Genomic DNA, 26,777 nt, shown 5'->3' on the forward strand with positions numbered 1-26,777 from the left:
CGGTGAAATCGCCTCTGCCCCTGCCCTCGTCGTCGGTGTCGGTGACCGATCCGGCGAGGCGCGCCTTCTTGCCGTCGGGCGTCGTGGCCGTGCATCCGGGCGCGAGCCGGCCCTGGTGGCGCACCTGAGGGGTGGCGGTGCGGGAGCCTGTCCTTGCGCTTCACGCCCGCTTCGCTCAGCGACGCCTCTCCGACGCCTGCACCGGCGAGGCTGGCCGAAGCCGCTGGTTGTGCACCGTTTCGGCGCCGCGCCGCCGCGCGCCGCGGGCGCCGTCGAGCCGCCCGGCTCCGTGGTCACCGGGCCCGGGGGCTCCCCCGGGTGGCGGGCGGAAAGGTCGGATAGGGTCTGTTTGATCCGTTCTGTAATCCTTGGCAGATTCCGTGCAGGCTTGTTCGGACGGTGCACGATGGCGACTCGCTGGCGTGAGCAGCAGATGGGCGGCGTGGCCGAGCTGACGACGCGCTTCGCGGCCTGGCTCCGGCTGCCGATGATGATCCTGCTGGTGCTGACCGGTATCCAGTCGCCGGTCGCCGGTCACCAGTACTACGCCGTGCTCGCGCTCTACGCGGCCTGGGCCGCGGCGCGCCTGGTCAGCGTCCACCGGCACGCGCTCGGCGGGGCGCACGGCGCGATGATGGCCGCGGTCGTCGACGTGGTGGCCGTCGCCGTGCTGTCGGTGTTCTCGGGAGGAGCGGACTCACAGGCCCGCTATGTCTTCTACGTGCTGCCGATGACCAGCATCCTCTGGCAGCTGCCGAAGGTGACCGCGACGCTGGGCGGCCTCTGCGTCATCGCCTACACGGCCAACTCCTTCGGCTACCTTCACGGCGACCTCACCCCCCGGTTCTGGCAGGTCGTGGCCGACGTGGCGTTCCTCCTGTGGGACGTGGGGACCTGCGTCCTGATCGCCGACCTGTTGCGGAGACGCAGCGAGCGGGTCTCCGCCCTGCTGGACAACCGCGAGCTCCTCCTGCGCGACGCCCTGGCCGCCGAGGGCCGGGAGCGGGCGGAGCTCGCCGAAGCCCTGCACGACAGCGCGATCCAGAACCTCCTCGCCGCCCTGCACGACCTGGAGGACGTCGGTGAGGGCACCGCGGGGCCCGCTCTGACCCGGGCCGAGAACGAGGTGCGCAGGACGGTGCGGGAGATCCGGGAGGTCACCTTCGACCTCCACCCCCAGGTGCTCCAGGCGGCGGGGCTCGCGGCCGCGCTGGAGGCCGTCGGCGCGCGCCTCGCCCGCCGGGGCGGCTTCACCGTCCACTACGACCTGCGGCTGACCGGACGCGTGCCCGGTGAGGCGCTGCTCTACTCGACCGCGCGGGAGCTCCTGAACAACGTGGTCAAGCACGCCGGGGCGAAGAACGTCTGGGTGTCCCTGGCGCGTGAGGAGGGCGACACCGTGCTGATCGTGTGCGACGACGGCAAGGGCTTCGACAAGGAGGTCATCCAGCAACGGCTGCGCGCCGGACACATCGGTCTGGCCAGCCACTACGTACGGGTCGAGAGCGCCGGAGGCCGTTTCTCGGTGGACAGCGCGCCGGGCCGCTCGACCACGGTGGAGGTACGGCTGCCGTACGCCCCCGAGCCCCCGTGACAGCGCGCCGTCACGGGGGCGCGGGACCCTCCGGTCGACCCGTGGCTCCCCGCGTACGGCCGCCGCTGAACGCCTGGTCGAACCCGGACGTTTCATAACTGATGCCGGTGAGCCAGGCTTCGAGGTCGGCGACGAGCAGCACGGCGGACGCCGGGGTGTCCGTGGTGAGCCGGGCGGTGGCGCTCAACGGCCCTGATTCCTCGGCTTGGCAGGGTCCGGGATTCCCGGGATCAGGCGCTTCGGCACGGCGGAGGGCCTCGGCGGAACGCCGGTACTGGTCCGCCACGTGCCCGGCCAGGAGGGTCAGTCGGGCCGCGGCCTCAGGGGGCAGGGGAGTGGTGTCGTGGCTGTAGGCGGAGAGCAGGAGTTCGCCGCCGCCGAGCGTGCTGTAGCCCGGTGCCATCGCCAGTTCCCAAGGCGGCTCGGGCGTCCGCGGGGAGGCCTTCTCGGTGCGGTGCTGGGCGTAGGCCGCCTGGGCCAGCCACATCCGGCGCCGGGTCGGGGCGAGCACAGCGGTTCCGCTGTCGCCGCGGTGGCCCAGCCGGTCGGTCACGGCCTTGACGGCCTGCGCGCCGGCGTCCATGAAATCGGCGACCGAGCGCCGCAGTTCGCCCTGGGCACCCCGGGGCCAGGCGAGCAGGCTCGCGGCCGCGCCGAGGGAACCTCCGATCACGACGTCCAGGAACCGCCAGGTGGGGATCTGCAGGTCCGGTGGTTCGATCTGGGCGAAGACCACGACGAGGGTGATGGTGAGCGCGCCCTGCACCCACGGGGGCCCGAGCACGGGGCCCGCGCTGAAGCCGACGACGAAGACCACGGGGGCCACCGCGATGTAGACGGCGGGAACATCGCCGACCGCCATGACCAGCACCGCCGCGACCGCCGCGCCCGCCGCCGTGCCGAGGAAGGCGGGCAGGAGCGCGCCCCGCGTGTCCGAGGCGGAGGTGCGCAGCAGGCTCAGGGTCGCGAGCAGTGCCCAGAAACCGTGCGGCAGGTCGAGGGTGCCGACGATCAGCCGGGCGGCGGCCAGGGCGACGGCGCTGCGCAGGGCGTTCTGCAGGAGCACCGAGCGCGGTGTCAGGTGGAGCCGCAGGCGGCGCCACCAGCGGGCGGGAGGGTTCATCATCGCGTACGCGAATGGTCCGCCGGGGCGGCGCCACCGGTGGTCGAGCGGCGCGCCGAAGGCGATCCGGGTGCCTTCGGTGATCAGTTGGGTGGCTTCGGCCGTGCCGAAGGTGATGGCGTGCTGCCGCAGCTGCCGGGGCGAAGCGCCGGAGGCGAGCCGGGTGCGCTCGGCGGTGAAGCCGTCCAGTGCCCGGGTCAGGGCGTCGGCCGAGGCGGGTGCCGGGTCCTGTGTGCGCAGGGTGTGTGCGGCCTGCCGCAGAGCTGTCGCTGTCCGGTCCAGCAGCCGGGCGGTGGCGGGATCGGGGATGTGGGCCCGGGCGGCCAGTCGGTCCAGCTGGCTGCCGACGTGCCGCAGGGCGGAGTGGGTGTCGAAGAGGGCGCGGTCGCGCAGCGACGCCGCGGTGGGCCGTTCGGGTGGCGCCACATGGGACATCCGGGTCGCGAGCATGGTTCGCGCCACCTGCTCCTGGACGTGCGAGGTGTCGGCGGCTTCTCCGGCGGTGAGGCGTCCCACCGCGGCGCAGTAGTCGGCCATCGCCTCCACCGCGTCGGCGAGGAGGAGCCGGTAGGGGGCCGGTTCCGGGCCCGCCCACAGCAGCCGGTTGACGAGGGCGCTGAGGAGGATTCCGGTGGCCAGTCCGGTCAGCCGGTGGCCGAGCGTCTCGGGGGCGTAGGGCGGGAAGCAGGGGAGCAGGTAGTAGAGCTGGAAGGAGGTGGCCAGGCCGCCCAGGCCCGGGCCGCCGGCACCGAGGTAGGAGGTCGTGAAGGCCACGACGAACATGCCGCAGGCGGCGCTCCAGGAGCGTGCGGCGAGCAGGGTTCCGGCCGTGACGAGGACCAGGCCCACCGGCAGTACCGCGAGGAGCGTGCGGGTGCGCTCCCGGGCGGTGCCCGGGATCTGTGAGAACAAGGACAGAGGGAGGGCGCCGAACAGGGAGTACAGCGCCATGTCCGGCTGTCCGAGTCCGTACCGCAGCGTGTAGAAGGCCCCGAGCCCTGACAGGGCGCCCCAGAGCGCGCGCCGCAGGTATTGCGCGCCGTCGGGCTGCCGCAGCAGCCAGCTCAGCGAGCCGGCGGCCGTCATCACGGGATCCAGGGAGGAGGGCACGCCTCGCAGGGCCGAAAGGTGATCACTGGATCACCCTAAGTGAAGCATGGGTGGTCGCAACCGGACCCAGGCAGCACGAAGCCCCGCGGGGCGTGCCGCGCGGGGCTGGGTGAGCGTCGTTCACACGGGGGCTCACCCGTTGTCGTGCTCGCGGTTACGGCGGGCGGTCACGAGGATCGCGCCTGCCATGGCGGCGGCACCGGCCGCGCCGATACCCGCGAGGGCCACGTCCTCGTTCACGCTGCTCGCGCCGGACTCACCGGTGCGGGGCGCTCCCTTCGGGACCGTGCCCTGGTGGTGGGAGGACGGGGTGGCGGGGGATCCGGTGCCGGCCGAGGAGCCGCCGCGGTGGTGATGGTGCGCCGGCGCGCCGTCCACCTTGAGCGTTGCGGCCGCCTTGCCGTTGCTGCACACCAGGTTCACCTGGTACGTGCCCGCGCCCGCGGTGATGTGCAGTTGACCCCGGATGTGCTGGGGGCTGCGGTCGGTCAGTGTCACCGTGCCCGCCTGCGAGCTGACCGACTGCACGGTCGCCCCCGGGTAGGGTGCGCAGGCGCCGCTGAGCTGCACGGTCTGCCCGGTGCGCGCCTCACTGGGGCTCACGCTGATGCGGGCGGCGCCCACGATGGGTCCCGGGCCGGCGCTGTGTGTGGGGGAGGGGTGGCCGCCCGGGTCGGGCGCGGCGGCGAAAGCGGCGGGTCCCGCGGCCACGGCGCCGCACAGGACGAGCGCGGGGCCGGCGACGAGGAGAGTGTTGCGCATGGGGATCGACATCCTTCGTTCGACTTCGGGGATCTGTCGGGAAGTTGTTGTTCCGCTCCCATCCTGGTCGAGGAGGTGCGGCGGCGATGTCGGGCGGGTGGAGGACGGGCGAGGTGTCGTGCTGTCCCCCGACCGGTGGTCCGCCGTCACCGGGTGGCCCGGTGACCGGTGAGGACCGTGTACACGACGATGTTGTCGCGGTAGCCGTGGTCCGCGTCGCGCGGGCCGCCACACGTGACCAGGCGCAGCTCCGGCGCTCCGGAGCCCTGGTAGACCTTGTCGGCCGGGAAGTCGGCCTTGGCGTATTCGCGCACCTCGCGCACCGTGAACTCCGCCGTGCTGCCATCTGCCCGGGTCACGTCGACGCGGGCGCCGGGCTCCAGGCGGCCGGCGGCGAAGAGCACGCCTTTGCCGAACTGGCCGACGGTGGAATGGCCGAGGATGACCGACGAGCCGGCCTCACCGGGCGTCGGCGACCCGTCGTACCAGCCGGCCGGGGCGTCGCGCTCGATCGGCGGCACCTCGACGGTGCCGTCCGCCTCCAGGCCGAGCGGGACGACCGGCGCCGAGACACCGAGCGAGGGGATGGCCAGCCGCACCGGCTCGGAGCGGCCCATGGGCGCCGCGGCCGGGCCGGGCGAGGAAGGTGCCGAGGCCGAGGATCCGGGGCCGGGGGGAGAGGGGGAGGGGGAGGACGTCACGCACATGCCGAGCAGGACCAGCCCGACCCCGATCAGGAAGAGGGCCAGGCAGCTCCAGCCCCACACGCTCCGCGGCGGCCGCGGACGCCACGTACGCATCACAGATGGTGAACGCTGCGCGGGGCGCGGTCGGACCGGACCTGCTTCAGCCGGGCTGCCGCGTCATCCGGCGCTTCGGCGGCGTCCGCGGTCTGCTCCGGGCCGTGCGCGGCCGGGTCCTCGGGCGGTATGACGAGCACGGGCCCGGGAGCGTGGCGCAGGCAGTAGCGGCTCACCGAGCCCATGAGGAAGCGGTGGACCGCGTGGTGTGAGCTGCTGCCCACCACGAGCAGGTCGCCGTCGCCGGTCGCGGCCTCCACCAGCAGCGGGCCGGCCTGTCCGCGGGCCACCACCGGGTCGCAGGACACGTCGTCCGGGAGGCCGCCCGCGCGCTCGCAGGCGCCCATCAGGTCGTCGTGTGCCTTGTGCGCCAGTTCCCGTGCCGTCTCCGGGTCCGGGGGCCACATCATGTCGATGTAGTCGCCCTGGGGAGAGGAGTAGACGAGGACCGGGCGCAGTTCGGCGTGGTGGCGGCGGGCTTCGCCCGTGGCCTGCCGCAGTGCGGCGATGCTTCCCGCCGAGCCGTCGACCCCGACCACGACACGCCGTACCGAGTTCAGCATTTTTCCTTCTCCTTTCCGAGCCCGTGCCGATCCGCACGGTCCCGCCGCAGCGGGTGAGTTCGACGTCTTCCACGCTAGGCGTGCGGCTGTCCGCGGCTGATCCCTCGGTCGGTCCACCCGGCGGTGGACGCTCCTTCCACCGGTCGGCCGGTGACCCCCTTCACGGCCGGGCGGACCACGTCCGCCTCCTCCGATCGGTGGGCCGCGCGTCGTCCGTCTCTTCGGCCGTCCGGACCCGGGTACTCCCGGAACCCCGGTGCCAGCATGGGGTGAGCGGCGCCGGCGTCATCGGACCCGTCGGCGCCGCCGCGCCCGCCGCCGCCCGGGCTCGAGCGGCACGTCCTCAGTGCCTCGCCCTGGGCCTCACATGTGCTGACGCCACGTCACCATGCCTGCGATTCCTTGGAGTTCTCCGTGCTCGGCTCGTACCACGACCTCTTCGCCACGCCCGGAGCCAAGCCGCTCGCCGCGGCCGGCCTGCTCGCCCGCGCGCCCCGGGCGATGATCGGCCTGGGCATCGTGGGCATGATCTCGCAGCGGACCGGTGACTATGTGCTCGCCGGCGCCGTCTGCGCCGTCTTCTCGGTGTCCATCGCGGTGCTCGGCCCGATGGTGGCCCGGTGCATCGACCGCCATGGCCAGCGCCGCGCCGCGCATCCCGCACTGGCGGTGGCGCTGCTCGGGCTTACCGGGCTCGTGGTGTGCAGCGGTACGGGCAGCACGCCGTGGGCGGACTTCCCGTGTGTGATCGCCGCCGGGGCGATACCCAACGTCGGCGGCATGCTCCGCGCGCGGTGGACCGCGATGTACCGGGGCGGCCCGAGGCTCCACACGGCGTTCTCCGTCGAGTCGGTGGCCGACGAAGTGACCTTCGTGATCGGTCCGATCCTCGCCCTCACCCTGGCCACGGCCGTGCTGCCCGAGGCGGGTGTGCTGTGCGCGATGGCGTTCGCCCTGGTCGGAACGGTCGCCGTCACCGCGCAGCGCCGCACCGAACCGGCCCCGGCCGAGCGGGCCGCCGCTCGCGGGCCGTCGGTGCTCAGGAACCCGGGACTGCGGACCCTGACGCTCGCCTTCGTCGCCCTGGGCTGCGTCTTCGGCGGCTTCGACCTCACCTGCGTGGCCTTCGCCGCCGAACACGGGCACAAGGCCGAGGCGTCCGTCGCCCTCGCCTGCCTCGCCGCCACCAGCTGTCTGGCCGGACTGGTGACCGGAGCCCTGCGGCTCACCTCCCGCCTGCAGGTGCGGATGCTGGCCGGCGTGGGCGCGCTGGCGCTGAGCACGGTGCCGCTGCTGTTCGTCCATGGACTGCTCGAACTCGCCGTCGTGCTGATGACGGTGGGCGTCTTCGTCTCACCCAGCATGATCACCGCGAACAGCCTGGTGGAGCGGCTGGTCCCGGAGGCACGGCTCAACGAGGGCCTGACGTGGCTGCTGTCCGGCCTCAGCGTCGGGATGTCTCTCGGGAGCCTGCTGGCCGGGTGGGCGGTCGACCGGCTCGGAACGCATGCCGGGTTCGTGGTGGCCGTCGGCTGGGCCGGCTGCGCCGTCCTTATCGTGCTGTGCGGTCTGCGCCGGCTGGGGGCGGTCCGCCAGGAGGAGCCCCGCCGGGTCCGGGAGCCCGCGCTGAGCGGGGGCGCGGCGGCCGGACCGTGAGCCGTACGGCCCGCGGCCGCCGATCGGAGGGTGCGGGCCCGGTCCGGCTCCTCCACCGGATGGCTGATCCGGGCGGGAGCCGGGTCTTCCTAGCGTGGGGAGTGCGGGTCCGACCCGGACCCGCGTGAGCGGAAGGAGCCTCCCATGGCCGGATTGACACGCGTCGTCGTCGGAGTGGACGGGGGGCCGGACAGCGCGGAAGTCCTGCTGCGAGGCGCCGGAGAGGCGCTGGACGCGGGAGCCGACCTCTGTCCGGTGATCACCTGGACCCCGCCCGACCGGCAGCCGCCGGACCCCACCCACCCGTCCTCGCTCACGCTGAAGGGCCTCTGGGCGGCGGCGGCCCGCGACCGTCTGCAGAAGATCTGCGAGACCGTTCTCGACGTCAGTCCCGAGGAAATACGCGTCCGCCCGCTGGTGGTGCCCGGTCCCGCCGGAGGAGCCCTGGTCGCACTGCTGGACCGCTCCAAGGACCTGTTGGTGGTCGGCGCGGGCACGCGCGGGCGCGGTCACCGGAACCGGCTGGGCCCGGTCACCCGCTTCTGCCTCGCGCACGCCCCGTGCCCCGTCCTGGTCGTCCCCTCGGACGCCCGGAGCGGGAGCCACGGTGTATGAACGGCCGTCCGCCTCCCGGTCGTCGGCGTCTGAACGTTCGTGAGGTGCCAGGGACCCGGTCCGCCCTCTCCGCGGTCCGCACCGTCGACCGGACACCGTCTGTCCGCGCGGGAGCGGCGGCGTCAGCGCGGCGCGTGACGCGAACGCGCCGCACCGGCAGAGGAGTCGAGGAGGTACCCCATGGGCGTTCACCCCTGCGGGCCCCCGTGCGGGGTCCGCGCCCTGCTCTCCCGCCGCCGCGTCGCCGACACGCGCGGGGGTGACCGCACCGGCGGGGCCGACCAGCAACTCCGGTGCTACGCGGCATGGTTGCGTATCCCGCTGCTGGTGCCCCTGACGATCGCCGGACTGACCGCCGGGCCCCGCGACGACAGCGCCACATTCTTCGTGCTGCTCGCCGGATACGCGGCATGGAGCGCCGTCCTGGCGCTGGAGGCCCACCTCGGCAGCCGGGGCGGGCTCCGGCGGGCGCTCGGTATCCTCCTGGTCGACCTGGCGGTGCTGGGCGGACTCGCGGCGCTCTCCGGCGGTTCCGCCTCCCCGGTGCGCTTCGCGTACTTTCTCCTGCCGATGGCCACCGTCCTGTGGCAACGGCCGGGGATCACCGCCGCCGTCGGGGGTCTGTGCGCGGTCGTCTACGTACTGCTCCTGCTCTCCGATCCGTTGTCCGTGCCCGGTGGGACCGATCTGCACGCCGGGCTCCAAGGGGCCTATCTGCTGTGGCTCGTCGCCGTGTGCACGATGATCGGTCGCCTGCTGGCCCGCCGTGCCGAACGGGTCAGGCAACTCCTCACGACCCGCGACGCGCTCCTCGGTGACGCTCTCGCCGCCGAGGAACGGGAACGGGCCGAGCTGGCCGACGCCCTGCACGACGGCGCTGTGCAGACTCTCCTCACCGCCTGCCAGGACATGGAGGAGGCGGCGGACGCGCCCGAGACGTGGCCGGCGGCCCTGGACCGGGCGGAGGCGTCCGTCCGCGCCACCGTCGCCGAACTGCGGGAGGTCGTCCTCGACCTGCACCCGCAGATCCTCGTCGCCATCGGGCTGGGCGCGGCCCTGCGCCAGGCCGGTGAACGGGCCGCTCAGCGCGGCGGATTCACGGTCGACTACGATCTCTCGGTCCCGGAGCACGTCCCCCGAGAGCAACTGCTGTACTCGGCGGCGCGGGAGGCCCTGACGAACGTCGTCCGGCACGCGCGGGCGCGGCGGGTGCGGATCGGCCTACGGCACGACGGTGACGACACGGTGGTGACCGTGTGCGACGACGGCGTCGGCTTCGACCCCGCCGTGCTCGCCGTGCGCGTCGCCCAGGGCCACATCGGGCTGGCCAGCCACCGCGTACGGGTGGAGAGCGCGGGAGGGACGTTCATCGTGAACGGCTCGAAGGGTGATGGCGTACGGGTGGAGATCCGGCTGCCCCGCACGCGTGAGGGCGGCCGATCGGCGTGAGACGGGACACCGGACCGCCACGGTGCCACATCTGCTGTCGGCGGACGTCGGCTTCGTGGCCGGGCGAGGCACGCGTCAGGGCGTGTCGGGTGCCGGCCGGGTCCCGGCGGCGAGCGCCTCGGCGCAGGCGGCCGCGTCGGCGGGCGGGTGCGGAGCCGTGTACACCGTGATCTCCCGGAGCAGCCGCGGGACGAGCCGGACGGCCGACCGGCGCTGCTCCGCGTCGAGCACGTCCTTCGGTACGAGCGCGAGCCCGACCCCGTGTGCCGCGGGCGCCACGGCGGCCTCCGCCTGTGTCACCTTCACCGTGACCCGCGGCCGGAACCCGTGGTCGCCGCAGACGTCGGCGAGCACGTCCTCCAGGCTCTGGCCGACGCCGCCGTAGCCGATCCACTGCCGGTCGGCCAGGTCTTCCACATGGGCCTCGCCCTCGCGCAGCGGGTCGTCCGCAGCGCACACGAGCACGTACTCCTCGGTGCAGAGGGTGTGGACCTCTCCGGTCCAGCCGACCGGGCGCGGCCCGACCCCGAGGTCCACCGTGCCGGCGGCCACGGACTCCTGGAGTGATCGGCCGCCGGTGAACGGACGCAGGGCCAGTGATGTGCCCGGCCGGGACGCCACCCACTGCCGGAGCCCCGGCAGCACCTCCGCGGGCAGCCCCGCGCGGACCGTACCGACCCGCAGGGCCCGGCTCGCGCCCTCGGCTGCCGCGCGTGCCGCCGAGGCGGCCTCGTGCGCGCACCGCAGCGCCGACCGGGCGTACGGCAGGAACGCCTCACCCGGGCCGGTCGGGCGGATGCCGTCCGGGTGCCGCTCCAAAAGCGGTGTGCCGATGATCCGTTCGAGGGCCCGCAATTGCTGGGAGATGGTGGGCTCGGTCACGTGCAGCCGTTCGGCGGCCCGGGTCAGTCTGCCCTCGCGGGCGACGGTCACCACGTATTCCAGCTGGCGGAGGGAGAGATTTCCCGCTCCGTGATTCGGCTCCATAGAACGCGCCTATCTCTCCTTGGACGAATTCTCCTTGAACTCGTTCTCGTACCGGGGTTGAGTCATCGGGCGAACGCACGGCCATGTGCGGCCGTGGGCCGGATACGGCCTTTCACCGTGAGGGAAATCCATGAAGTTCTCCGCCCGACACCTGCTCGTACCGCTCATCGTCACGGGAATCGCCGCGCCGCTGTCCGCGATACCGGCGGCCGCCGCCGGGTCCGGCCCGGCGGACCGGACCCCGCCGGTCCTGACAGCCACGGGCGGTCCGGCCGACAAGGGCGCCGTGACCGTCGTCCGCGGCGGGGCCGACGGTGCCACCACCGTGGTACCGCTCGGCGACAGCCGCCTGACCGGGTATGACGAGGCGGGCGGCCACGCGGTGCTGTCCGCCGGCAAGGCGGCCAACGGCGGAGCGTCCGCCGCACAGTTGCGTCCCGGGGACGTCATCGCGAGCCCGGCCACCGCGGTGGCACCCCACGGCGCCCTGGTGAAGGTGGTGGCCACCCGGCCGGCCGCCGACGGCTCGGTGACCGTGGACACCGCACCGGCGGACCTGGTCGACGCGCTCGGCGACGCCAAGGCCGACCTCCGTACTCCGCTGACCGCCGCCGACCTCAAGGTCAAGCCGCTCACCAAGGGTGGGAATGCCACCGCCGGGCAAGCCGGTGGCCAGAGCATCCGGCTCGATGTGGACGTGCCCATGCCCGACGGCGTCAAGCCGACGCAGGGCAACTCCTCCGCGCTGTCCGCGTCGATGGAGCTGCGCCCCGAGATGCTGTTCTCCTACGAGCGGGCCCACTGGTACGGCTACGCGCCGTCCAGAGCGGAGATCGGCGTGGCCGCGGACTACGGCGCCGGGGTCAAGGTCCACGCGGAGGGATCGGCTTCGTACGACACCGGCCACAAGCCGCTGCACATCCCGGCCGCCGAGGTCGACGTCGACAAGACCGTCTGGCTGGGCCCGGTGCCGATCGTCCTCAACCTCAAGGTCGACTACTTCTACGACGTCTCGGCCGACGGGAAGATCACGGTCGACGCCGAGCAGCGCACCGACGGGCGACTGGAGGTCGGCGCCCGCTACGACGTCAACAAGGGCTGGTCCGCGCTGACGAGCCCGGAGCCGACCACGCAGGGCACCCCGGCCCGGATCCAGGGCGCGGCCACCGCCAAGGCGGGCATCGGCAGCCACGCCCGGCTGGGCCTGTACGGCTCGGTCGGCGTCGAGGCCGACGCCATGCCCTATCTGAAGGCCACGGCCACCGGGTCCGCCGAGGGCGCGCCCTCGAAGAAGGACGTGAAGACGGACTGGGGGCTCTACGCGGGGCTGGAGCTGAACGGATCGTTCTTCGCCGACCTCCGCGTCTTCGGGGTCAAGGTGATCGACCACAGCTGGGCCTTCCCGGAGGTGAGGTACGAGAGGAAGCTGGCGGGCGGCACCGGGCGGTGAGCGGAGCCCGGCCCGGGCTCTTCCTCCGTCAGCGCTCGGGGTGCGCCGGGGCGGCCGTCGGGGCGAGGCGGGGACGGGAGTGCGGCCCGCCGTCGGGCGCGGCCTCCCCGTCCGTCTCCTCGGGGTGGACGACGAGCACCGGGCAGTGGGCGTGCTTGAGGCAGTGCCGGCTGACCGAGCCGTGGAGGAAGCGGTGGACGGGGCCGTGGCTGCCCGCCCCCATCACGAGCATGTCCTTCTCGTGGCGGGAGAGCGCCACCAGCGCCGGACCGGCCTGGGCGCGGACGACCCGGGGGTAGATCTTCAGGCCGCGGCGCGTGTCCGCGTCGAGCGCGTCGTCGCAGGTCTCCGTCAGCCGGTCGCGGGCCGCGCGCTCCCAGTAGGCGCGGACGTCCAGGGGAGCGGGGTTGACAGCGTCGGCCGCCTCTCCGCCCGGCGGTGCCCAGGCGATCACCGGACACAGGACGGCGTCGTGGCGGGCGGCCTCCCGCGCGGCCTGCTGGAGGGCCGCCACGCTGCCCGCCGAGCCGTTCACGCCGACGATGACGCGCTGCACGATCTCCGACATGTCCTTCGCCTTTCTCGCGGGCGCCCTCGGGCGCCGTGGGTATCCGTGCTTCCGACGCTACGGACCGTGTGTGTCCACGGGGATCCGGCCGGTGGGCGAGGGCCCGGGGGAACCGCGGGAGCCGATCGGTGGAACGGCTTCGACCGCGTCCGCCGGCCCGGATCCGTGTTCAGAGCCGGCTGATGTCCTGGCGCACGGCCGCGCGGGCGATCTCGTCGGCCTGCTTCCTGACCCAGCCGTTCCAGCGGCGCAGCCCCTTGCGGTACTCGCGGGCCAGTTCGGAGGGCGGCACCAGCAGGACCGGGCACCGGGCGTGCCGGACGCAGTCGCGGGTCACCGAACCGCCGAACAGGCGCGGGCGGCCCGCCGTCCCCGTGCCGATCACCAGGATGTCGTCCTGCCGGCCGGCGTAGTCCACCAGCACGGTGCCCGGCCGGCCGAGTGCCACGAACGCGGTGAAGTCGACGCCGCCGAAGGAGTCGCCGAGGGCCGTCACACAGGCCCGGTACAGGGTGCGGGCCGCGGTCTTGCGCTCTTCGTCCCGCGCCCCGGGCCCGCCCATCCAGCAGGGCCCGGCGACCGTGCTCTCCGGCACCGGGCAGGCGATCACGGCGTGCAGCTCCGCGCCGTACCGGCGGGCCTCCTCCAGGGCGCGCCGCAGCACGGGGAGGCTGCCCGGTGCTCCCTTCACTCCGACGATCACTCGGCCTGTGGGATTCGCCATGACGCTGCCGCCTTTCGGGTTCGATGTGCCGTGATGACCGGCTAAAACCCTAGGAACGGCGGCCCCGCGGGGGAGTCCGCCGGCCGGTGGACCCCTCGGTGGAACGGGGTTTCGCCCGCCCACACCGGCGGGCGGCCTCGTGGGCCGGTCGCGGCGGTGCCGCGCCCACCCTTGTCATCACTTGCTGACAACCGCCCCCTGTGTCATCGTCTGATGACATCACTTGATGACTCAGGAGGTACGGCATGGGACCGCAACCGGAACCGCCCCTGCGGCGGCCGCAGGCACTGATGGCCGCCCTCGTCTTCCTCGGCATGGCGGTGGCGGTGATCAGCAGCCTCGGCGCTCCGCTCGTACCGCGGATCGCCGCCGCCGACCACGTCTCGCTCTCCGACGCCCAGTGGTCACTGACCATCACGCTGCTGGTCGGCGCCGTCGCCACGCCCACCATGGGCAGGCTCGGCGACGGCCCCCGGCGGCGGTCGGTCATCCTGGGCGCCGCGGCCGTCATGCTCATCGGCAGCGTGCTGGCCGCCCTGCCGCTCGGCTTCGGATCCCTCATCGCGGGACGGGCGCTGCAAGGCGTGGGGGCCGGCCTCACACCGCTGGCCATCGCCACCGCCCGGGACTGCCTGCCGCCGGACCGTTCCCGGCCGGCGGTCGCCCTGCTGTCGATCACCACCGTGGCCGGGGTCGGCCTCGGCTACCCCCTGACCGGCCTGATAGCCCAGTCCCTCGGCCTCCACGCCGCCTTCTGGTTCGGAGCGGTCATCAGCGCCGCCGCCCTGGCGGGCGCCGCACGCGTGCTGCCCCCGACCCGCCACCTGACGCCGCACCCCCTGGACGTACTCGGCGCCGTGCTGTTCGGCGCCGCCCTCGCCGGACTGCTGCTCGTCCTGAGCGAAGGGGGCACCTGGGGCTGGACCTCACCGCGCCTGCTCGGCCTGATCGCGGCCTCGCTCGCCGCGCTGGCCTGGTGGACGGTCCACGAACTGCGCACCGCGCACCCGCTGGTGGACCTCAGGCTCCTCAAGGACCGGACCGTACTCACCGCCGACGTGACCATCCTGATCGCGGGCACCGGGATCTACCTGCTGATGTCGCTCGTCACACGCTTCGCGCAGACCCCCGCCACGGCCGGCTACGGCTTCGGCGCGTCGGTGGCCGTCACCGGCCTGATCCTCCTGCCCTTCTCGGCCGCCAGCGTCGCCGCCGGCAAGGTGGCGCCGGTGCTCACGCGGCACACCTCCACCCGGCTCGTACTGCCCCTGGGCTGCGCCGTGGCACTCGTCTCGACGCTGAGCTTCGCCCTCGCCCACAGCGCCCTCTGGGAGCTCTTCCTCGCCATGGGCATCACCGGACTCGGCGTCGGCTGCACCTTCGCCGTCATACCCGGGCTCATCGTCGGCTCCGTCCCCGCCCGCGAGACCGGCAGCGCCATCAGCTTCAACCAGGTCCTCCGCGCCGTCGGCTACTCCACCGGCAGCGCCCTGAGCGCGACGGTGCTCCAGGCGCACACCCCCGCCGGGCACACCCTGCCGTCCGGCGACGGATACCTGATCGCCGCCCTGACCGGCTGCGCGATCTGGATGACCGCGATGATGGTGGCCATCGTCCTGCCGCGCCGGCGGGGCGCGGCGACGGACACCCGGACCAGGGACGACGAGGAGCTGACGGTGAAAGACAGCAGCCGCGACACGGCGACAGCCGAAGGCGGGGCGCCCGCGCCCCGGCAGGTGCCGGGCGTCCGGAGCACCCCGTGAAGGCGGAGGGGCCGGTGCGCCCGGAGAAGACCACCGGCGCGCCGCCCGTACGCCGACGGGATGCCGGCCGCAGCCGCGAGCTGCTGCTCGACGCGGCGACGGAGCTCTTCACCGAGCGGGGATTCGAGCGCACCACCACCCGGGACATCGGCGAACGCGCGGGTGTCGACGCCGCATTGATCGCCCGCTACTTCGGCGGCAAGACACAGCTCTACATCGCCGTCATGCGGGCCGACTCCGACGGAAGCGCGCCCGCCGACCTCCTCGACGAGGACAGGCTGCGCGGCCTGCTGAGCAGGACGCCGCACCGGGGCCCCGGCCCGGTGGTCCGCGCCGCGCTGGTGCCCCACGACGACCCCGCGGTCCAGGACGCCTCCCGGGACCAGCTGTACGCGAGGCTGGTCACCCCGCTGCACGAGCGCTTCGCCCGCGACAGCGTGCCGCAGCCGCGGCTGCGGGCCGAACTGGCCGTGGCGGCCCTCACCGGAATCCTCCTCGCCCGCGGCTCCGGGGCGCTCACCGAACTCGCGGCGGCCGACCCGGACGAACTGCTCGACGTCGTACGGCATCTGCTCGACGCCACGGCCGCTCCCGGGTGAGCGCGCCGGCGGGTGCTCACCCGGCGGCGGCCAGCGGCTGCTCCGCCCAGATGGTCTTGCCCTCCGGGGTGAACCGGGTGCCCCACCGCTCGGCGAACTGCGCGACGAGGAGCAGACCGCGGCCTCCCTCGTCCAGGATCCGGGCCCGCCGCATCCGCGGCGAGGTGTGGGCGGTGTCGGAGACCTCGCAGATCAGCGCGCCGGCGCCGCGGATCAGACGCAGCCGGATCGGGGCGTGGCCGTACCGGATCGCGTTGGTCACGAGTTCGCTGACGATCAGCTCGGTGGTGAAGTCCAGCTCCTCCAGCCCCCAGGCGGCCAGTTGCCCGGACGCGCGCTTGCGGGCGTCGGCGACGGCGGCACGGTCGGAGAGCAGTTCCCAGTCGGCGACGTCCGAGGCGCCCAGGACACGGGTACGGGCGAGCAGCAGCGCGACATCGTCCGCGTGCCGCTCCGCCCGGCCGGGCAGCAGCGCGCCGAGCACGGCGTCGCATGTCCGCTCGAGCGGTGCGGCGGGGCCCGAGAGAGCGGCGCTCAGCTTGTCCAGGCCGACGCCGATGTCATGGTCGTCGCCGCCCTCGACCAGTCCGTCCGTGTAGAGGGCGAGGAGGCTGCCTTCCGGCAGCTCCAGCTCCGTGGCCTCGAAGGGCAGGCCGCCCAGGCCGAGCGGCGGCCCGCTGGGCATGTCCAGATACCGGGCCACGCCGTCGGGGGAGACGAGCACGGGGGCCGGATGCCCGGCACGGGCGACGGCGCACATCCGGGACACCGGGTCGTAGACCACGTACAGGCAGGTCGCGCCCGTCTCCCGCACCGCGGCCCGCGTATCGTCGGCGCACTCGGCCGCCTGGTCCTGCGCCAGCTGGATGACGAGGTCGTCGAGGTGGGTGAGGAGCTCGTCCGGCGGCAGTTCGAGGTCGGCGAGGGTGCGGACGGCCGCGCGGAGCCGGCCCATGACGGCGGACGCCTGGAGCCCGTGGCCGACGACGTCGCCGACGACGAGCGCGACCCGGGCACCGGACAGCGGGATGACGTCGAACCAGTCGCCCCCGACACCCGCTTGTGTGCAGGCGGGCAGATACCGGGAAGTGACCTCCACCGCGTCCTGATCGGGCAGCCGGCTGGGGAGCAGGCTGCGCTGGAGGGTGACGGCGACCGCGCGCTCCTGTGTGTACCTCCGCGCGTTGTCGATGCACACCCCGGCTCTCGCCGCGATCTCCTGGGCGGGCAGGAGGTCGTCCGCGTCGAACGGCGGGGAGTCCCCCTGGCGTACGAAAAGGGCCAGGCCCAGCGCGATGCCGCGGGCGTTGAGCGGCACGGCGAGCACGGAGTGGACCCCGCGGGCACGGACCCCGTCGGGGAGAGCCGGGGTGTCCCGCACCCACTCGCTGAAGCCCGGCTCGCCGATGTGGTGCAGCGACGGCTTGCCGGAGGCCAGGGCGAGGGCGGTCGGGGAGTGCGGCAGATAGGAGTGCGTCCCGCTGGTTCCGCGCGGCCGGGGGCTGCCGCCGCGGGCCGCGGCGCGGCGGAGCGGGGCGGTGCCGTCGACCCCGCCGGGCCGCGGCTCCTCACCCCGGACGACGGAGTCCAGCAGGTCGACGCTGACGAAGTCGGCGAACCGCCCGGCCGTGACGTCCACCAGCTCCTCGGCGGTACGCGCGATGTCCAGCGTGGTGCCGATGCGGGCCCCGGCGTCGTTCACCAGGGACAGGCGCTGCTGGGTGCGGTACTGCTCCGTGATGTCGAGAGTGGCGGCGGACACCCCCCGTACGTGCCCGGTCCGGTCCTTGAGCGGATCGAAGAAGCAGGCCCAGGCGCGCTTCCCGGCGTCGCCCGGCGACCGGAAAAAGGCGTCCGCGCGAAGCGGATGCCCAGTGCGCAGTACCTGGTCCAACATGCCTGTGAACGCGTCGAACGGCGGGCCTGGGTGGATTTCCTCGAGGCGCTGTCCCACTATGTCCTCCTCCACGAGATCACCGGAGCGGCGGAGCATTTGCGCGTTAATGCTCATCAGCCGGTTCTCGTGGTCATAGGTGGCGAGGGCGAACGGGGACTGGTCGTACGCCCACTCCTTCAGGGTCGCCCGCATCGCGTTGCGCAGCCCGGTGCCGGCCGTGGGCGCGGCCAAGAGCACCCACCTCACACAGCCGTCCCCGGTCGGCCGGGAGCACGTCTCGACGGTGACGCGCACGATGCTGCCGTCCTGGTGGAGGGCCGGCACGGTGCCCCGCCACGATGTGCCTTCCACCAGCGAGCGCCGGGCCGGTTCCGGCAGAGGCGCCGTGAGGAGGCGGATGGCGGGGGACCCGACGATCTCGCCGGAGGTGTAGCCGAGCAGGTGCCGGGCCGCGGGGCTCCAGAGAGCGACGGCCCCGCGCGCGTCGACGGCGGCGACGGGGACCATCGCCGTCCGGGAGAGCGTGTGGATATGCGCGTCCATGGGCGGTCATCTCATTCCAGGTGGGCGGTGCGGTGAAGGCGCACCGCCTTCGGTCTTTGGGGATGTATCGGTTTTTCCCTGTCGAATTGCCTCATAAGCCTTTGAATCGGGTTCTGTTGGCTCCACCGACCGGCTGAGGAAAGCCGGCCCGGTGCGTCGTCCGGTCGAGGGATCACAGGGCGGCGCGGGTGCCGCCTCCCCCGATCGGTGGACCGGCCGACCGGCCGGTGAACCCCCTCGCCGGAGGATGCCGCCCCAGGGCCCGAGACCGCACCCTGGGACGAACACCCATGTGCGAAAAGCGGATCCGGACCCCCGGGAGGCAGAAATGGCGCAGCACACCGGACAGCACACCGGGCGGCTGTGGACCGTACGGATCACCTCGGACTGGTATCCGCGGCCGGGACCGCTGACGCTCCGGTGCTGCGAACCCGGATGCCGGCCCGAACCGCTCCCGCTGGCGTCGCCCGCGGCCGCCCGGACGGCCGCGGCGGGCCACCTCGCCTCCCACGGACGCGCGGCCGGACCGGTGCCACCGGCGACCAAGTGCCGTTGCGGCGAGGAGAACTGCTCATGGCACGCCTGGTCCGTCCCCGGGTGCCAGGAACGGGCCGTCCACCAAGTGATCACCCACACCTGCGCGGGCCGGGTGTGGCACCTCGCCGAGATGTGCGCGCACTGCGCCAAGGCGATACCCGACGCCCGGGTACTGCGGCCCCTGAACGGCTCCACGGACACCCCGCCTGCCACCGGAGCCGCGGAGCCGGATGCCCTGCCGGGAGTCCTGGTACGGTCCCGCCCGCCGCTGCCCACCGTACGGCTGTCCCTCGGCGGTGCCCCGGCCGACTATCTGCTCCAGGATCCCGAGTCCTCCCTGGCGGCGCCCCCGCCCGGTGCCCGGTACGACGGGCGCGTGCACGCGGCTTGGATCCTCGGCTGCGAGGGGTGCTCCGCGGAGTGGCTGGCCCACGCGCTGGACCTGCCCTACGAGGACGCGGCCCGCATCCACAGCCGGGCGCATCCCCCACACCCGGGGAGCGCGATGACGAAGCGGAACGCCTCCTTCGCCACCGGCACCCCGCACGAGGCGCCGGCCGATGCCTGACGGCAACGACCGCTTGCCTTTTCGGCGTTCGGCCCCGATGCGATGTATCGCCAGGCCGGTGCGCCTTCCCGGGACGATCCCGGGGCCTTGGCGCGGAGCCGCCGCACCAGCTGCCTAACGGCCGCGCTGATCTCCCGTCTCCTCCGGCTGACGGGAGGTCTTGACCGTTGAGCAGAGACAACCGTCCGCGGACCCTGCGGACCGCGAAGACGCCACGACGGTCACGGCGGTGGACGACCACCGGACCAATGACCGGGGGCTGCGGATCGTTCCGAGCCGCAGCCCCCAACCCGAACCCCAACGCCCCGAACAACCGCTACCGGGCCCGCCCGTTGCTCGGTCTGCGGTTCGGGAACACCTGGTAGTGGAAGCGGCCCGGCCTGCGCTCGGGCAGCGAGCCGAAGCTGAAGGAGCCCCTGTCGCGCTACGTGACCACCGCGTTCGTCTACGGTTCCGGGCTCGGCCCCGCCCAGGCGGTGCGCCACATGCGGGGCAGCGTGGCCGCGCACGAGTTCGGCGCGATCGCTCAGCGCCACTGCACCATCCCGGTCCTCAACCGATGCGGGGCCGACGTCGTCAACGCCCACATCGTCCTGGACCTGACGGCGGCGCGGGGTGAGGGGTCGGTGGCGGCGGTGGACGGCACCATGATGGACACCGTCATCGACAACCTCCTCGCCGAGACCTCGATCCGCCACTGCGGCTACGGCGGGATCGCCCACCACCCCGTCTCCGACACCTACGTCGCGCTCCTCTCCCGGTTCATCCCCTGCGGGGTGTGGGAAGCCGTCTACCTCATCGGCTCGCTCCTCGCGAACGAGTCGGAGGCCAATCCCGCAAGAACCAGATCTACCGGGTCTTCCGCGAGGTCGGCCACGCCGTCCGGACGATCGTCCTGTTCCGCTACCTGTCGGACCCACAGCTGCGGGAGCAGATCACCAGGGCCACGAACAAGGCCGAGGCATACAACGGGTACACGAAATGGCTGCACTTCGGCGGGGACGGCTACCTGCGCTCCCCGCGACCCCCGAACTTCAGGAGAAGGCCATCAAGTTCCTCGACCTGATGGCCAACAGCATCTTCTCCACCATCGTCGACATGACCGACACACTGCGCCAGACGGCCGCCCAGGGCTGGGAGCTGAGCCCCGACGACATCGCCGCGCTCAGCCCGCACCGCAGGGACAACGTGCTGCGCTTCGGCGATGACGACACTGTCACCCTCCACATCCCGCCCGGCCCGTATGACAGCGCGCTTCACCTTCCTCAGGATGGCCTCTGACAGTGCTCCTCAGGGCCATGGGAGTCTGTGAAGAACGCGCAGGTAGCACGAGTGCGAGGCTCATGGCGGATCGGCTGTGACCGGGCGCCGAGCAGGGCAGGGGGCCAGCACTGGAGTACGACTGAAACATGCCGTTCGAGCTCCGCTTGAGACCCAGATGCTGGCTGGTGAAGGGGCCCCACTCGGTGCAGGCGGGGGGCGGCTACGCCAGGGTGCCGCCCGCGTTTCGGATCATCTGCTGGAGCACTTTCAGTGTGGTGACGTAGTCGGCGTCATCGATGCCCTGGTGGATACGGGCCCGGATGGCCGGGGCGTGCTGCTTGAGACCGACACGAGCCTCCTCGCCCGACTCGGTGATCCACAGTCGTCCCCCGGCATCGTGGGTGAGCCAACCGCGCTCCAGCAGGACTTCCGCCTCTGCCTTCAGGTCGTCTTCGGGCCTGATGTAAGAGCTCATGGCCTGCTGAAGTTCAGGGATGGTCATGCCGCGGCCGTCGGGTGAGATGTCGTTCTTCGACAGATTGCGCAGCAGCCAGAACTGGGGCTGGGTGAAGCCCAGTTCGGCCTGCTGGGATCGGGTGAACGAGATGATGGCCTCGTAGGCCACTCCGGTCCAGTACGCAGCCGGCTGAGCGGCGAGTTCGGCGTCGGGTGTGTGCTGAGTCGTCATGTGCGGTACCCCCTAGGAATGATCGCTGGTGCAAGCACCGTAGAACCTCAAGCAAAGTTGAGGTCAAGATCGATCTCCGCGTTGCCCTGTTGGCAGTTTCGTGGGGCGACCCGTAACTACCCACGGTGACAGACCATGAGTATCTCCTCCAACCGCCCGGGGAGCTGTTTTGCAGGGCCGGGAATCCCGTCAAGAGATCGACCGCTGGCAGGTGCGGTTCGGGTATTGGGCCGACGGCAGTGTCAGTGCTGCACCGTAGGCTGCCGGGGGTGGTCTGTTACTGGAAGTGAAGGGGGCAGGGATGCGTAGGCCGGTCGACGGCGAGGTCCATGTTCACTACGGTCAGATCTATGTCGAAAGCGCCCCAGACAGCTTCGGCCTGGACCTCGCGGAGGCGTTCGCCGGGCAGAACAGTGGGCTCTGCGGGGCGGCGATGCCCGGTGCGCTGTGGCTGACGACGGGGCTGCATACCGGCAGCGTCGGCTTCACCGTCGAAGTGCATGACCGGGCCCCGTCGCTGGATGCGGTGTGGGAGGACGTGGTGGAGGTGTCCTTCCGGCCCGTCTCGGGCAACAGCATGCTCCTGCAATGGGCGGGTGAGGCATGCTGGGAGCTGGGCCTGGAAGAGACCGACTACCGGGTGCGCTACTGCGCAAGAGGCATGGACGAGGCGCGCGAGCGGGACACCCGGCTGGACGCTGAGCCCCAAATTGATTGCTACCTCCTGCAGTTCTGGCCTGCTCAGCCTGCCACGGACCGCATTCTGAAGCAGTCCTCGGAGATCGCCGCCTACTGGCACGACTACGCCCGCCGGCAGCCGCCGCCTCCCACGCCCGCAGAACGCGCCGAGGCCGAACGCCTTGCCCGCCTCGCACAGGAACAGGCAGAAGCAGAACGCCAGCTCGCCTACGAACGATGGGACTGGGGCGGACAACTGCCCACCCAGACCCTGCGCAACGTCAGGGGCAACGTACGCGGCCTGCTCGAGTTCGACCCGGCCCTCGTTCACGCTATCGACGCCGCCGGTCCCGAGGCTCAGCGAGCGGTGGCCCTGCTGGCGGCACGACGCGCGTGCGAGGCGGCCGGTCTGGCAGATCTCGACTGGGTCGCCGAGGGACTTGTCGCCCTGGCCCAAGGGCGCCCGCTGGCGCCTCCCTTCGATGACCCGGCCCCCGTCTGGCAGATCCTGGAATCCGACCCGCGCGTCCCCGACAGGACCGTCGGCAGGGCCATCCCGCCCGAACGGCCTCCCTTCCAGCCGCCCGCTCACGAAGGGGCGCACACGCCGATGACATGGCCCGAGCACACCTCACTGGTCGTGGGCCCCGCGGCTGCCATGGTGAAGCGGTCGAGCCCGACTGGACCGCCGACGTCCCGCATGGCGATGCTCACGATCGGCGCGCCGGACCCGAACCTACGCATGTCCCAGCCGCACATGGCCATCCCCGCGCTGCTCGGCGCCGCTGAAGCCGATCCGCTCCAGGCAGCACTTGATGCGGTGTACGCGGCTGTGGCCACCTACGGCGAGGACCACAGAGCCCTTCTGCGGGAGGTTTGGTCCGTGTGCCAGGACTGCCCGTAAGCATGTGGTCCCGCACCTCAAAAACCTGATCGGCGGACAGTTCTCCGTCGGTGCCCCCTTCGTAAGGGGACCGTGCTGGCCCAGGCGGGGATCTGCTGGTCCTGGAGTGCGGGAACGCTGAGGGAATCGTCCATGCGCTCATCACGGCGACCGGGTATGACAACCAGCCGTTCCGTGCGCTGAGTTGCTGGTGAGAGGGCCAGGTACGGGCTTTGATGGCGGACAATGCGGGTCGCGCCTTTTCGTCTGCGGTGAGGAGGCGCGCGACCCGCGGTTTTATGGCCGCCGAAGACGTTACCGGCTGAGGCGGAGGTCCCAGCCCGGAACGTCGGCGTCCATGTCCGGCACGAGGGTGGGCACGTAGGCGTCGAGGCCGGGGCGTCCGGCGTCCTCCCACGCGGCGAGCCAGCCGCGCAGGACGGTCAGGGAGCCGGAGCCGGCACAGTCGGCGAGTATCGTGCCGTCCTCCTGGATCACGGCGACTGAGTGACGGGTGGAGTGCCCCAGCCCGGGGACGTCTTCGGCCAGTTCGGCCATGGTCAGCCGGACCCCAGTGGCGGCCAGCCACAGGCGCAGGCTGGACCAGTCGATGGCCCTGCCCTGGTACTGCTCGGTGTGACCGGGGTCCAAGAGCTTGTCGAGGGTGGCGTGGGCGGCGGAGTTCTTCCAGTCGTCCTGATCACGCCAGGCGAGGGAGATCCACGAGGTGGCCGGGACGCGGTTCTCCCAGTCCACCCACCGGGGCGGGACGGCGAAGGTGTTGCGGGGGCGTTCGGCAGGGTGGCGACGATCAGGTCGCCGTCATTGACCTGCTCGACCCACGCCTTCGGCAGCCGGGGCGGGGTGCACCAGGCGCCCAGGCGGTGGAATGGCGCCTTCCCGGGGGAAGCCTTCGGTTCCGTTGACTGCGTGGCAGCGGATGTTGCCGATCCCGCGGGCGTCGTGGATGTGGTTCGCCCAGCGGGTCAGGAACGGGTCGATGTCGAGGGAGACGACGTGCCCGGTCCGGCCGACCAGTTCGGCGAGCAGGCCGCCGGTCAGGCCGGATCGGGTGCCGATCTCCAGGACGTTCTTGCCCGCTTCGACGCCGAGGAAGGACAGATCCCGGCGGACGAACGTCGGGTTGGTGCGGTGGATGGTCTCGCCCTGGGCCTCGTTGTGCGTGTAGTGCCGCTCGGGGACTCTCGCGGCGGCCTGTGCGACGGCGGGGGAGACGGCGGTGGTCATGGGGGTTGGCTCCTTGGGGAGTTGGGGACGGGACGCGTTCCTCAACGGGCGCTCGCATTTGGGGGACACATGAATCGCCACATTGACGCGCAAGGTTGACGGGGTTCTGATCGTCAGGGCCACGTAGTGGTGCCATCCGGCCTCGGTGCACTCGCCGACCGGGCCGTCCTCGGGTAGGGATGCCCAGGCGCGGTACTCGGTGGGCGGCGGGCAGAACCGCACCCCCAGGCACCAGTCCAGGCGGCGGCCGAGGAGGGCTGCGGCGAGCACGGCGCCGAGGCTGGTCTCCATGCAGGCGGCCCGGACAGGCCACAGGCGGCCGGTATGCCGCACGGCGGCGATCAGGTCCTCGGCCCGCTGCCGGTCGAGGGGACGGCGCCCGGCGCGTCGGGCCCAGCGGGCGGCCCGGACGGTATGCCGGAACGGCAGGGCCAGCAGGACCAGGGCCAGGGCGAGACCCGCGGCGGCGGCGAGCCGGCCGCGAAAGGGATCGGTGCGGGCGGTGGAGAACGGCTCCAGGGTGGTCACCGTCGCCACCCCCGTCGGCGGCGACCAACTGTTCCCGCGAGGCCCTGGGCGACGAGCGCGTCACTGACCGCACGGACGTCGGCAGCGGCCTTCTGCCGGGGCAGGCCGTAGGCGGCGGCGTACTGCCCGGCGGCCTGGCCCTCGTCGTTGCCGGCGAGCAGGAACAGCACCACGGAGGACGCGGTGGGCGTCAGGTAGGTCGGCCCGGCTTCCAGGCCGGCGGCCGTATGCCGCCACTCGTCGGCGAGCGTGCTGCGGGCGGCTGGCCGGTGCTGGGCGAGGACGGCCCACACGGAGGTGTTCCGCAGCCGCGCGTGTCCCTGGACATGTTGCCAGGCCCGGCGGTGCCGGCGGCGCCGCAGCAGATCGTGGATGTAGACCGGCGGCGCGGACAGCAGCCCGTCCCCGGCCGAGCCGGTGAAATGCACCCCAGTCCCTGCTGTTCCGCGACGGCGGCGAGGACGGCTCGCTTGATGGCGGCGGTGACCGCGTAGGCGTTCGGTGCGTCCGTCACCGGCAGGCCCGGGATGTCGTCTATGGCTGCGTAGTAGACCGTCTTCTTCCCTCCTGGCACGGCGTGGTGGTCGATGCCGGGGACGGCGGCGGCTGTGCGGGCCGCGTAGGCGAGGTCGTCGTCTTTGAGGCGGGCGTCGGCGAACGTCACGGCCGTCACGCGCTCGCGCCGGGCGGCCAGGCAGGCGAGCGTGGTGGAGTCCAGGCCCGCCAGCGGCCGCCAGGTGTACTCCCGTACCGTCCAGTTATCGCCGACCTGGTCGGGGATGTCATAGTCCCGGACATGCTGTGCGCTGCTGGGTACTTCACCCGCCTCCTGGACGGCAACGATGTCGTGCCGCCTGGCGAGCTGCGCGACGTACGCCGTCCACTTGTTCTCGGTGGCGGAGGACGAATCCCGCATGATCTAGGTCGCCGCTGTGTAGAGGTGAGAGAGGCTGCGGCACCGGTTCTCGCTCCGAGTGCGAGGACGGCGGCGGCCGCCAGACCGGCAGGCGGCGCACGATGGGCACGGCTCCGGCCGTCCTGGTTTGTTTCTCCGGTTTGGAATGGGACAACCCGAGGCCGAGTTATCTGCGCGGATAGAAGAATTCTATTCTTTCTTAGAAAATCCCGATCGCCTGCACAGGCTGGTGAACCAGGTCGCTCCGTTATGTCTTTGCCAGGTTTTGGTGTTCCTTTCCTCGGTGTGCGCAGCACTGTGAGTCGTGCGGAATGAGGAACCGCATATTCCGAACCGATTGAAAGGTCAGAGGTGACGATATGGCGAACTTCCGGACGGGAAAGAGAAGGCGTGTTCTGCTCGTGGCCGCCGCGGCGGCCACGGCGATGGGTGCCGCCACCCTCCCCGCTGCTGCCGACGACCGCCCCACCGTGGCTGATGTCATGGCCGACTGCGCCAGCGGTGCCGACGTCAGCACCTGCAAATTCACCAACCCGGAGATCCAGAAGGCGTACCTGGGCAATTACCACCAGGTGTCGGACACGCTCTACAACTGCACCACCTCGCCTGCTACCCAGGGCCTGACCTGGTCCGACAAGGTGGGGACGACCGATTCGGCCGAGGTCTCCATCACCGCCGGCGGAAAGATCGCCGGACTCATCGACCTCAGTGTCACCGCGAAGTACGGGCACTCATGGACCACGGAACATTCGGACGGTGGCAGCATGGGCATGACTGTCAAGCCCGGTGAGGTCGGCTGGATTTCCCGGGCCCAGGTCATGCAGCAGGTCAAGGGGAAGTGGGATCTCTGGTACAAGCACACGCACTGGGGCCACTACAACTGGTATTGGTACGACACCGTCACCAGCCCGGCGCCCAATGACACGGACGGTGTCAAGAGCGCCGTGGTCATGAAGACCCGGCCGATGACCGCTGATGAAAAGGCGTCGTGCGGTGCGCAGAACGGCAAGGTGTTCCTCTCCAAGACCAAGGTCGAAGTCCCGAAGCAGGACAAGGCGCCCAACCCTCCGGGCAAGCCCACTCCGGGCACGAACGACACCCCGCCCGCGCAGGAGGGGAACAGCGAGAAGCGGTGAGGTGAACCGCGGCCCGGGCGGACGCCTCCGGCGTCTAGGCAGTGTCTGTTGGCTCTTGCCCGGGTGGTGGATCTGCTGCTGTTCCGGGCAGGAGCTGGGCATGGTGCGCCGACATGAACTGACCAATGC

Annotated in this window: 25 protein-coding genes and 1 pseudogene; 13 read left to right on the top strand and 13 right to left on the bottom strand. The window is 72.2% G+C overall.

From position 1 onward, the window contains the following. Positions 1-406: 406 nt before the first annotated feature. The gene (locus ACH427_RS29665) at positions 407-1,594 is read left to right on the top strand and encodes a sensor histidine kinase (protein WP_398874405.1); all 1,188 of its coding nucleotides are present in this window, start codon (positions 407-409) and stop codon (positions 1,592-1,594) included. Positions 1,595-1,604: 10 nt separating this feature from the next. On the opposite strand, the gene ACH427_RS29670 is transcribed toward ACH427_RS29665, so the two are convergent. The 4 genes from ACH427_RS29670 to ACH427_RS29685 form a co-directional block, all read right to left on the bottom strand. Further along, positions 1,605-3,827, bottom strand: coding sequence for an FUSC family protein (locus ACH427_RS29670; RefSeq protein ID WP_398874407.1), 2,223 nt, complete (start codon positions 3,825-3,827; stop codon positions 1,605-1,607). A 132-nt stretch (positions 3,828-3,959) separates the two neighbouring features. After that, positions 3,960-4,589: a hypothetical protein gene (locus ACH427_RS29675; protein WP_398874409.1), complete on the bottom strand. Its 630-nt coding sequence runs from the start codon at positions 4,587-4,589 to the stop codon at positions 3,960-3,962. 146 nt (positions 4,590-4,735) lie between these two features. Further along, on the bottom strand, positions 4,736-5,389 hold the full coding sequence (locus ACH427_RS29680) for a class F sortase (protein ID WP_398874412.1): 654 nt from the start codon (positions 5,387-5,389) through the stop codon (positions 4,736-4,738). Continuing rightward, positions 5,389-5,952: a universal stress protein gene (locus ACH427_RS29685; protein ID WP_398874414.1), complete on the bottom strand. Its 564-nt coding sequence runs from the start codon at positions 5,950-5,952 to the stop codon at positions 5,389-5,391. Before ACH427_RS29685 ends, ACH427_RS29680 begins: the two co-directional genes overlap by 1 nt. Positions 5,953-6,354: 402 nt before the next feature. On the opposite strand from ACH427_RS29685, the gene ACH427_RS29690 reads away from it, so the two are divergent. From ACH427_RS29690 to ACH427_RS29700, 3 genes are all read left to right on the top strand, one after another. Next, positions 6,355-7,608, top strand: a complete 1,254-nt coding sequence (locus ACH427_RS29690; protein WP_398874417.1) for an MFS transporter — start codon at positions 6,355-6,357, stop codon at positions 7,606-7,608. 144 nt (positions 7,609-7,752) lie between these two features. Further along, complete coding sequence (locus ACH427_RS29695; RefSeq protein WP_398874419.1) at positions 7,753-8,223, top strand: universal stress protein; 471 nt, start codon at positions 7,753-7,755, stop codon at positions 8,221-8,223. A gap of 180 nt (positions 8,224-8,403) precedes the next feature. Then, positions 8,404-9,672 (top strand): sensor histidine kinase, encoded by a 1,269-nt coding sequence (locus tag ACH427_RS29700; protein WP_398874421.1) that lies wholly within the window; start codon positions 8,404-8,406, stop codon positions 9,670-9,672. Between the two features lie 75 nt (positions 9,673-9,747). On the opposite strand, the gene ACH427_RS29705 is transcribed toward ACH427_RS29700, so the two are convergent. Beyond that, a complete protein-coding gene (locus ACH427_RS29705; RefSeq protein WP_398874423.1) occupies positions 9,748-10,659 on the bottom strand; it encodes a LysR family transcriptional regulator in 912 nt (303 codons plus the stop codon). 130 nt (positions 10,660-10,789) lie between these two features. Between ACH427_RS29705 and ACH427_RS29710 the strand changes: the two genes are divergently transcribed. Next, positions 10,790-12,109: a hypothetical protein gene (locus ACH427_RS29710; protein WP_398874425.1), complete on the top strand. Its 1,320-nt coding sequence runs from the start codon at positions 10,790-10,792 to the stop codon at positions 12,107-12,109. 28 nt (positions 12,110-12,137) lie between these two features. Here the strand turns inward: ACH427_RS29710 and ACH427_RS29715 are convergent, their stop codons facing one another. Together ACH427_RS29715 and ACH427_RS29720 are read right to left on the bottom strand one after the other, a co-directional pair. Further along, the gene (locus tag ACH427_RS29715; protein WP_398874427.1) at positions 12,138-12,677 is read right to left on the bottom strand and encodes a universal stress protein; all 540 of its coding nucleotides are present in this window, start codon (positions 12,675-12,677) and stop codon (positions 12,138-12,140) included. A 169-nt stretch (positions 12,678-12,846) separates the two neighbouring features. Further along, on the bottom strand, positions 12,847-13,401 hold the full coding sequence (locus tag ACH427_RS29720) for a universal stress protein (RefSeq protein ID WP_398874430.1): 555 nt from the start codon (positions 13,399-13,401) through the stop codon (positions 12,847-12,849). A gap of 245 nt (positions 13,402-13,646) precedes the next feature. Between ACH427_RS29720 and ACH427_RS29725 the strand changes: the two genes are divergently transcribed. Together ACH427_RS29725 and ACH427_RS29730 are read left to right on the top strand one after the other, a co-directional pair. Next, positions 13,647-15,164 carry an MFS transporter gene (locus ACH427_RS29725; protein WP_398874432.1) on the top strand — a complete coding sequence of 506 codons (1,518 nt, stop codon included), beginning with the start codon at positions 13,647-13,649 and terminating at the stop codon, positions 15,162-15,164. After that, a complete protein-coding gene (locus ACH427_RS29730) occupies positions 15,161-15,763 on the top strand; it encodes a TetR family transcriptional regulator (protein WP_398874434.1) in 603 nt (200 codons plus the stop codon). Before ACH427_RS29725 ends, ACH427_RS29730 begins: the two co-directional genes overlap by 4 nt. 16 nt (positions 15,764-15,779) lie before the next feature. On the opposite strand, the gene ACH427_RS29735 is transcribed toward ACH427_RS29730, so the two are convergent. Then, positions 15,780-18,203: a SpoIIE family protein phosphatase gene (locus tag ACH427_RS29735; protein WP_398874436.1), complete on the bottom strand. Its 2,424-nt coding sequence runs from the start codon at positions 18,201-18,203 to the stop codon at positions 15,780-15,782. A gap of 328 nt (positions 18,204-18,531) precedes the next feature. Between ACH427_RS29735 and ACH427_RS29740 the strand changes: the two genes are divergently transcribed. The 4 genes and pseudogenes from ACH427_RS29740 (at position 18,532) to ACH427_RS29755 (ending at position 20,589) form a co-directional block, all read left to right on the top strand. Next, positions 18,532-19,308, top strand: a complete 777-nt coding sequence (locus tag ACH427_RS29740) for a hypothetical protein (RefSeq protein WP_398874438.1) — start codon at positions 18,532-18,534, stop codon at positions 19,306-19,308. A gap of 428 nt (positions 19,309-19,736) precedes the next feature. Next, positions 19,737-20,065, top strand: a pseudogene (locus ACH427_RS29745) (Tn3 family transposase); the annotation flags it as partial. Positions 20,066-20,086: 21 nt separating this feature from the next. Further along, positions 20,087-20,374 carry a Tn3 family transposase gene (locus tag ACH427_RS29750; RefSeq protein ID WP_398874440.1) on the top strand — a complete coding sequence of 96 codons (288 nt, stop codon included), beginning with the start codon at positions 20,087-20,089 and terminating at the stop codon, positions 20,372-20,374. Beyond that, a complete protein-coding gene (locus ACH427_RS29755; protein ID WP_398874442.1) occupies positions 20,290-20,589 on the top strand; it encodes a Tn3 family transposase in 300 nt (99 codons plus the stop codon). The genes ACH427_RS29750 and ACH427_RS29755 overlap by 85 nt, the downstream gene beginning before the upstream one ends. A gap of 202 nt (positions 20,590-20,791) precedes the next feature. Here ACH427_RS29755 and ACH427_RS29760 read toward each other — a convergent pair whose 3' ends face one another. Then, a complete protein-coding gene (locus ACH427_RS29760; RefSeq protein ID WP_398874444.1) occupies positions 20,792-21,259 on the bottom strand; it encodes a MarR family transcriptional regulator in 468 nt (155 codons plus the stop codon). 301 nt (positions 21,260-21,560) lie between these two features. On the opposite strand from ACH427_RS29760, the gene ACH427_RS29765 reads away from it, so the two are divergent. Then, positions 21,561-22,841 carry a hypothetical protein gene (locus tag ACH427_RS29765; RefSeq protein ID WP_398874447.1) on the top strand — a complete coding sequence of 427 codons (1,281 nt, stop codon included), beginning with the start codon at positions 21,561-21,563 and terminating at the stop codon, positions 22,839-22,841. 294 nt (positions 22,842-23,135) lie between these two features. On the opposite strand, the gene ACH427_RS29770 is transcribed toward ACH427_RS29765, so the two are convergent. From ACH427_RS29770 to ACH427_RS29785, 4 genes are all read right to left on the bottom strand, one after another. Then, the gene (locus ACH427_RS29770; protein ID WP_398874449.1) at positions 23,136-23,576 is read right to left on the bottom strand and encodes a hypothetical protein; all 441 of its coding nucleotides are present in this window, start codon (positions 23,574-23,576) and stop codon (positions 23,136-23,138) included. 66 nt (positions 23,577-23,642) lie between these two features. Further along, complete coding sequence (locus tag ACH427_RS29775; RefSeq protein ID WP_398874451.1) at positions 23,643-24,596, bottom strand: lasso peptide biosynthesis B2 protein; 954 nt, start codon at positions 24,594-24,596, stop codon at positions 23,643-23,645. Further along, a complete protein-coding gene (locus ACH427_RS29780) occupies positions 24,593-24,769 on the bottom strand; it encodes a hypothetical protein (protein WP_398874453.1) in 177 nt (58 codons plus the stop codon). Before ACH427_RS29780 ends, ACH427_RS29775 begins: the two co-directional genes overlap by 4 nt. A gap of 17 nt (positions 24,770-24,786) precedes the next feature. Continuing rightward, positions 24,787-25,512 carry a hypothetical protein gene (locus ACH427_RS29785; RefSeq protein WP_398874454.1) on the bottom strand — a complete coding sequence of 242 codons (726 nt, stop codon included), beginning with the start codon at positions 25,510-25,512 and terminating at the stop codon, positions 24,787-24,789. A 359-nt stretch (positions 25,513-25,871) separates the two neighbouring features. Here ACH427_RS29785 and ACH427_RS29790 point away from each other — a divergent pair, with 359 nt between their 5' ends. Next, entirely contained in the window at positions 25,872-26,648 is a 777-nt protein-coding gene (locus tag ACH427_RS29790) for a hypothetical protein (protein WP_398874456.1), read from the top strand. Positions 26,649-26,777 lie beyond the last annotated feature (129 nt).

Source organism: Streptomyces sp. NPDC020379 (assembly GCF_044387105.1).
Classification (GTDB): Bacteria; Actinomycetota; Actinomycetes; order Streptomycetales; family Streptomycetaceae; genus Streptomyces.

Bases quoted from the DNA above. Each gene is read 5' to 3' on its own strand.
- ACH427_RS29665 (WP_398874405.1), top strand. From the start codon at position 407: ATGGCGACTCGCTGGCGTGAGCAGCAGATGGGCGGCGTGGCCGAGCTG.
- ACH427_RS29675 (WP_398874409.1), bottom strand. From the start codon at position 4,589: ATGCGCAACACTCTCCTCGTCGCCGGCCCCGCGCTCGTCCTGTGCGGC.
- ACH427_RS29680 (WP_398874412.1), bottom strand. From the start codon at position 5,389: ATGCGTACGTGGCGTCCGCGGCCGCCGCGGAGCGTGTGGGGCTGGAGC.
- ACH427_RS29685 (WP_398874414.1), bottom strand. From the start codon at position 5,952: ATGCTGAACTCGGTACGGCGTGTCGTGGTCGGGGTCGACGGCTCGGCG.
- ACH427_RS29695 (WP_398874419.1), top strand. From the start codon at position 7,753: ATGGCCGGATTGACACGCGTCGTCGTCGGAGTGGACGGGGGGCCGGAC.
- ACH427_RS29700 (WP_398874421.1), top strand. From the start codon at position 8,404: ATGGGCGTTCACCCCTGCGGGCCCCCGTGCGGGGTCCGCGCCCTGCTC.
- ACH427_RS29705 (WP_398874423.1), bottom strand. From the start codon at position 10,659: ATGGAGCCGAATCACGGAGCGGGAAATCTCTCCCTCCGCCAGCTGGAA.
- ACH427_RS29710 (WP_398874425.1), top strand. From the start codon at position 10,790: ATGAAGTTCTCCGCCCGACACCTGCTCGTACCGCTCATCGTCACGGGA.
- ACH427_RS29715 (WP_398874427.1), bottom strand. From the start codon at position 12,677: ATGTCGGAGATCGTGCAGCGCGTCATCGTCGGCGTGAACGGCTCGGCG.
- ACH427_RS29720 (WP_398874430.1), bottom strand. From the start codon at position 13,401: ATGGCGAATCCCACAGGCCGAGTGATCGTCGGAGTGAAGGGAGCACCG.
- ACH427_RS29725 (WP_398874432.1), top strand. From the start codon at position 13,647: ATGGGACCGCAACCGGAACCGCCCCTGCGGCGGCCGCAGGCACTGATG.
- ACH427_RS29735 (WP_398874436.1), bottom strand. From the start codon at position 18,203: ATGGACGCGCATATCCACACGCTCTCCCGGACGGCGATGGTCCCCGTC.
- ACH427_RS29740 (WP_398874438.1), top strand. From the start codon at position 18,532: ATGGCGCAGCACACCGGACAGCACACCGGGCGGCTGTGGACCGTACGG.
- ACH427_RS29755 (WP_398874442.1), top strand. From the start codon at position 20,290: ATGGCTGCACTTCGGCGGGGACGGCTACCTGCGCTCCCCGCGACCCCC.
- ACH427_RS29760 (WP_398874444.1), bottom strand. From the start codon at position 21,259: ATGACGACTCAGCACACACCCGACGCCGAACTCGCCGCTCAGCCGGCT.
- ACH427_RS29765 (WP_398874447.1), top strand. From the start codon at position 21,561: ATGCGTAGGCCGGTCGACGGCGAGGTCCATGTTCACTACGGTCAGATC.
- ACH427_RS29785 (WP_398874454.1), bottom strand. From the start codon at position 25,512: ATGCGGGATTCGTCCTCCGCCACCGAGAACAAGTGGACGGCGTACGTC.
- ACH427_RS29790 (WP_398874456.1), top strand. From the start codon at position 25,872: ATGGCGAACTTCCGGACGGGAAAGAGAAGGCGTGTTCTGCTCGTGGCC.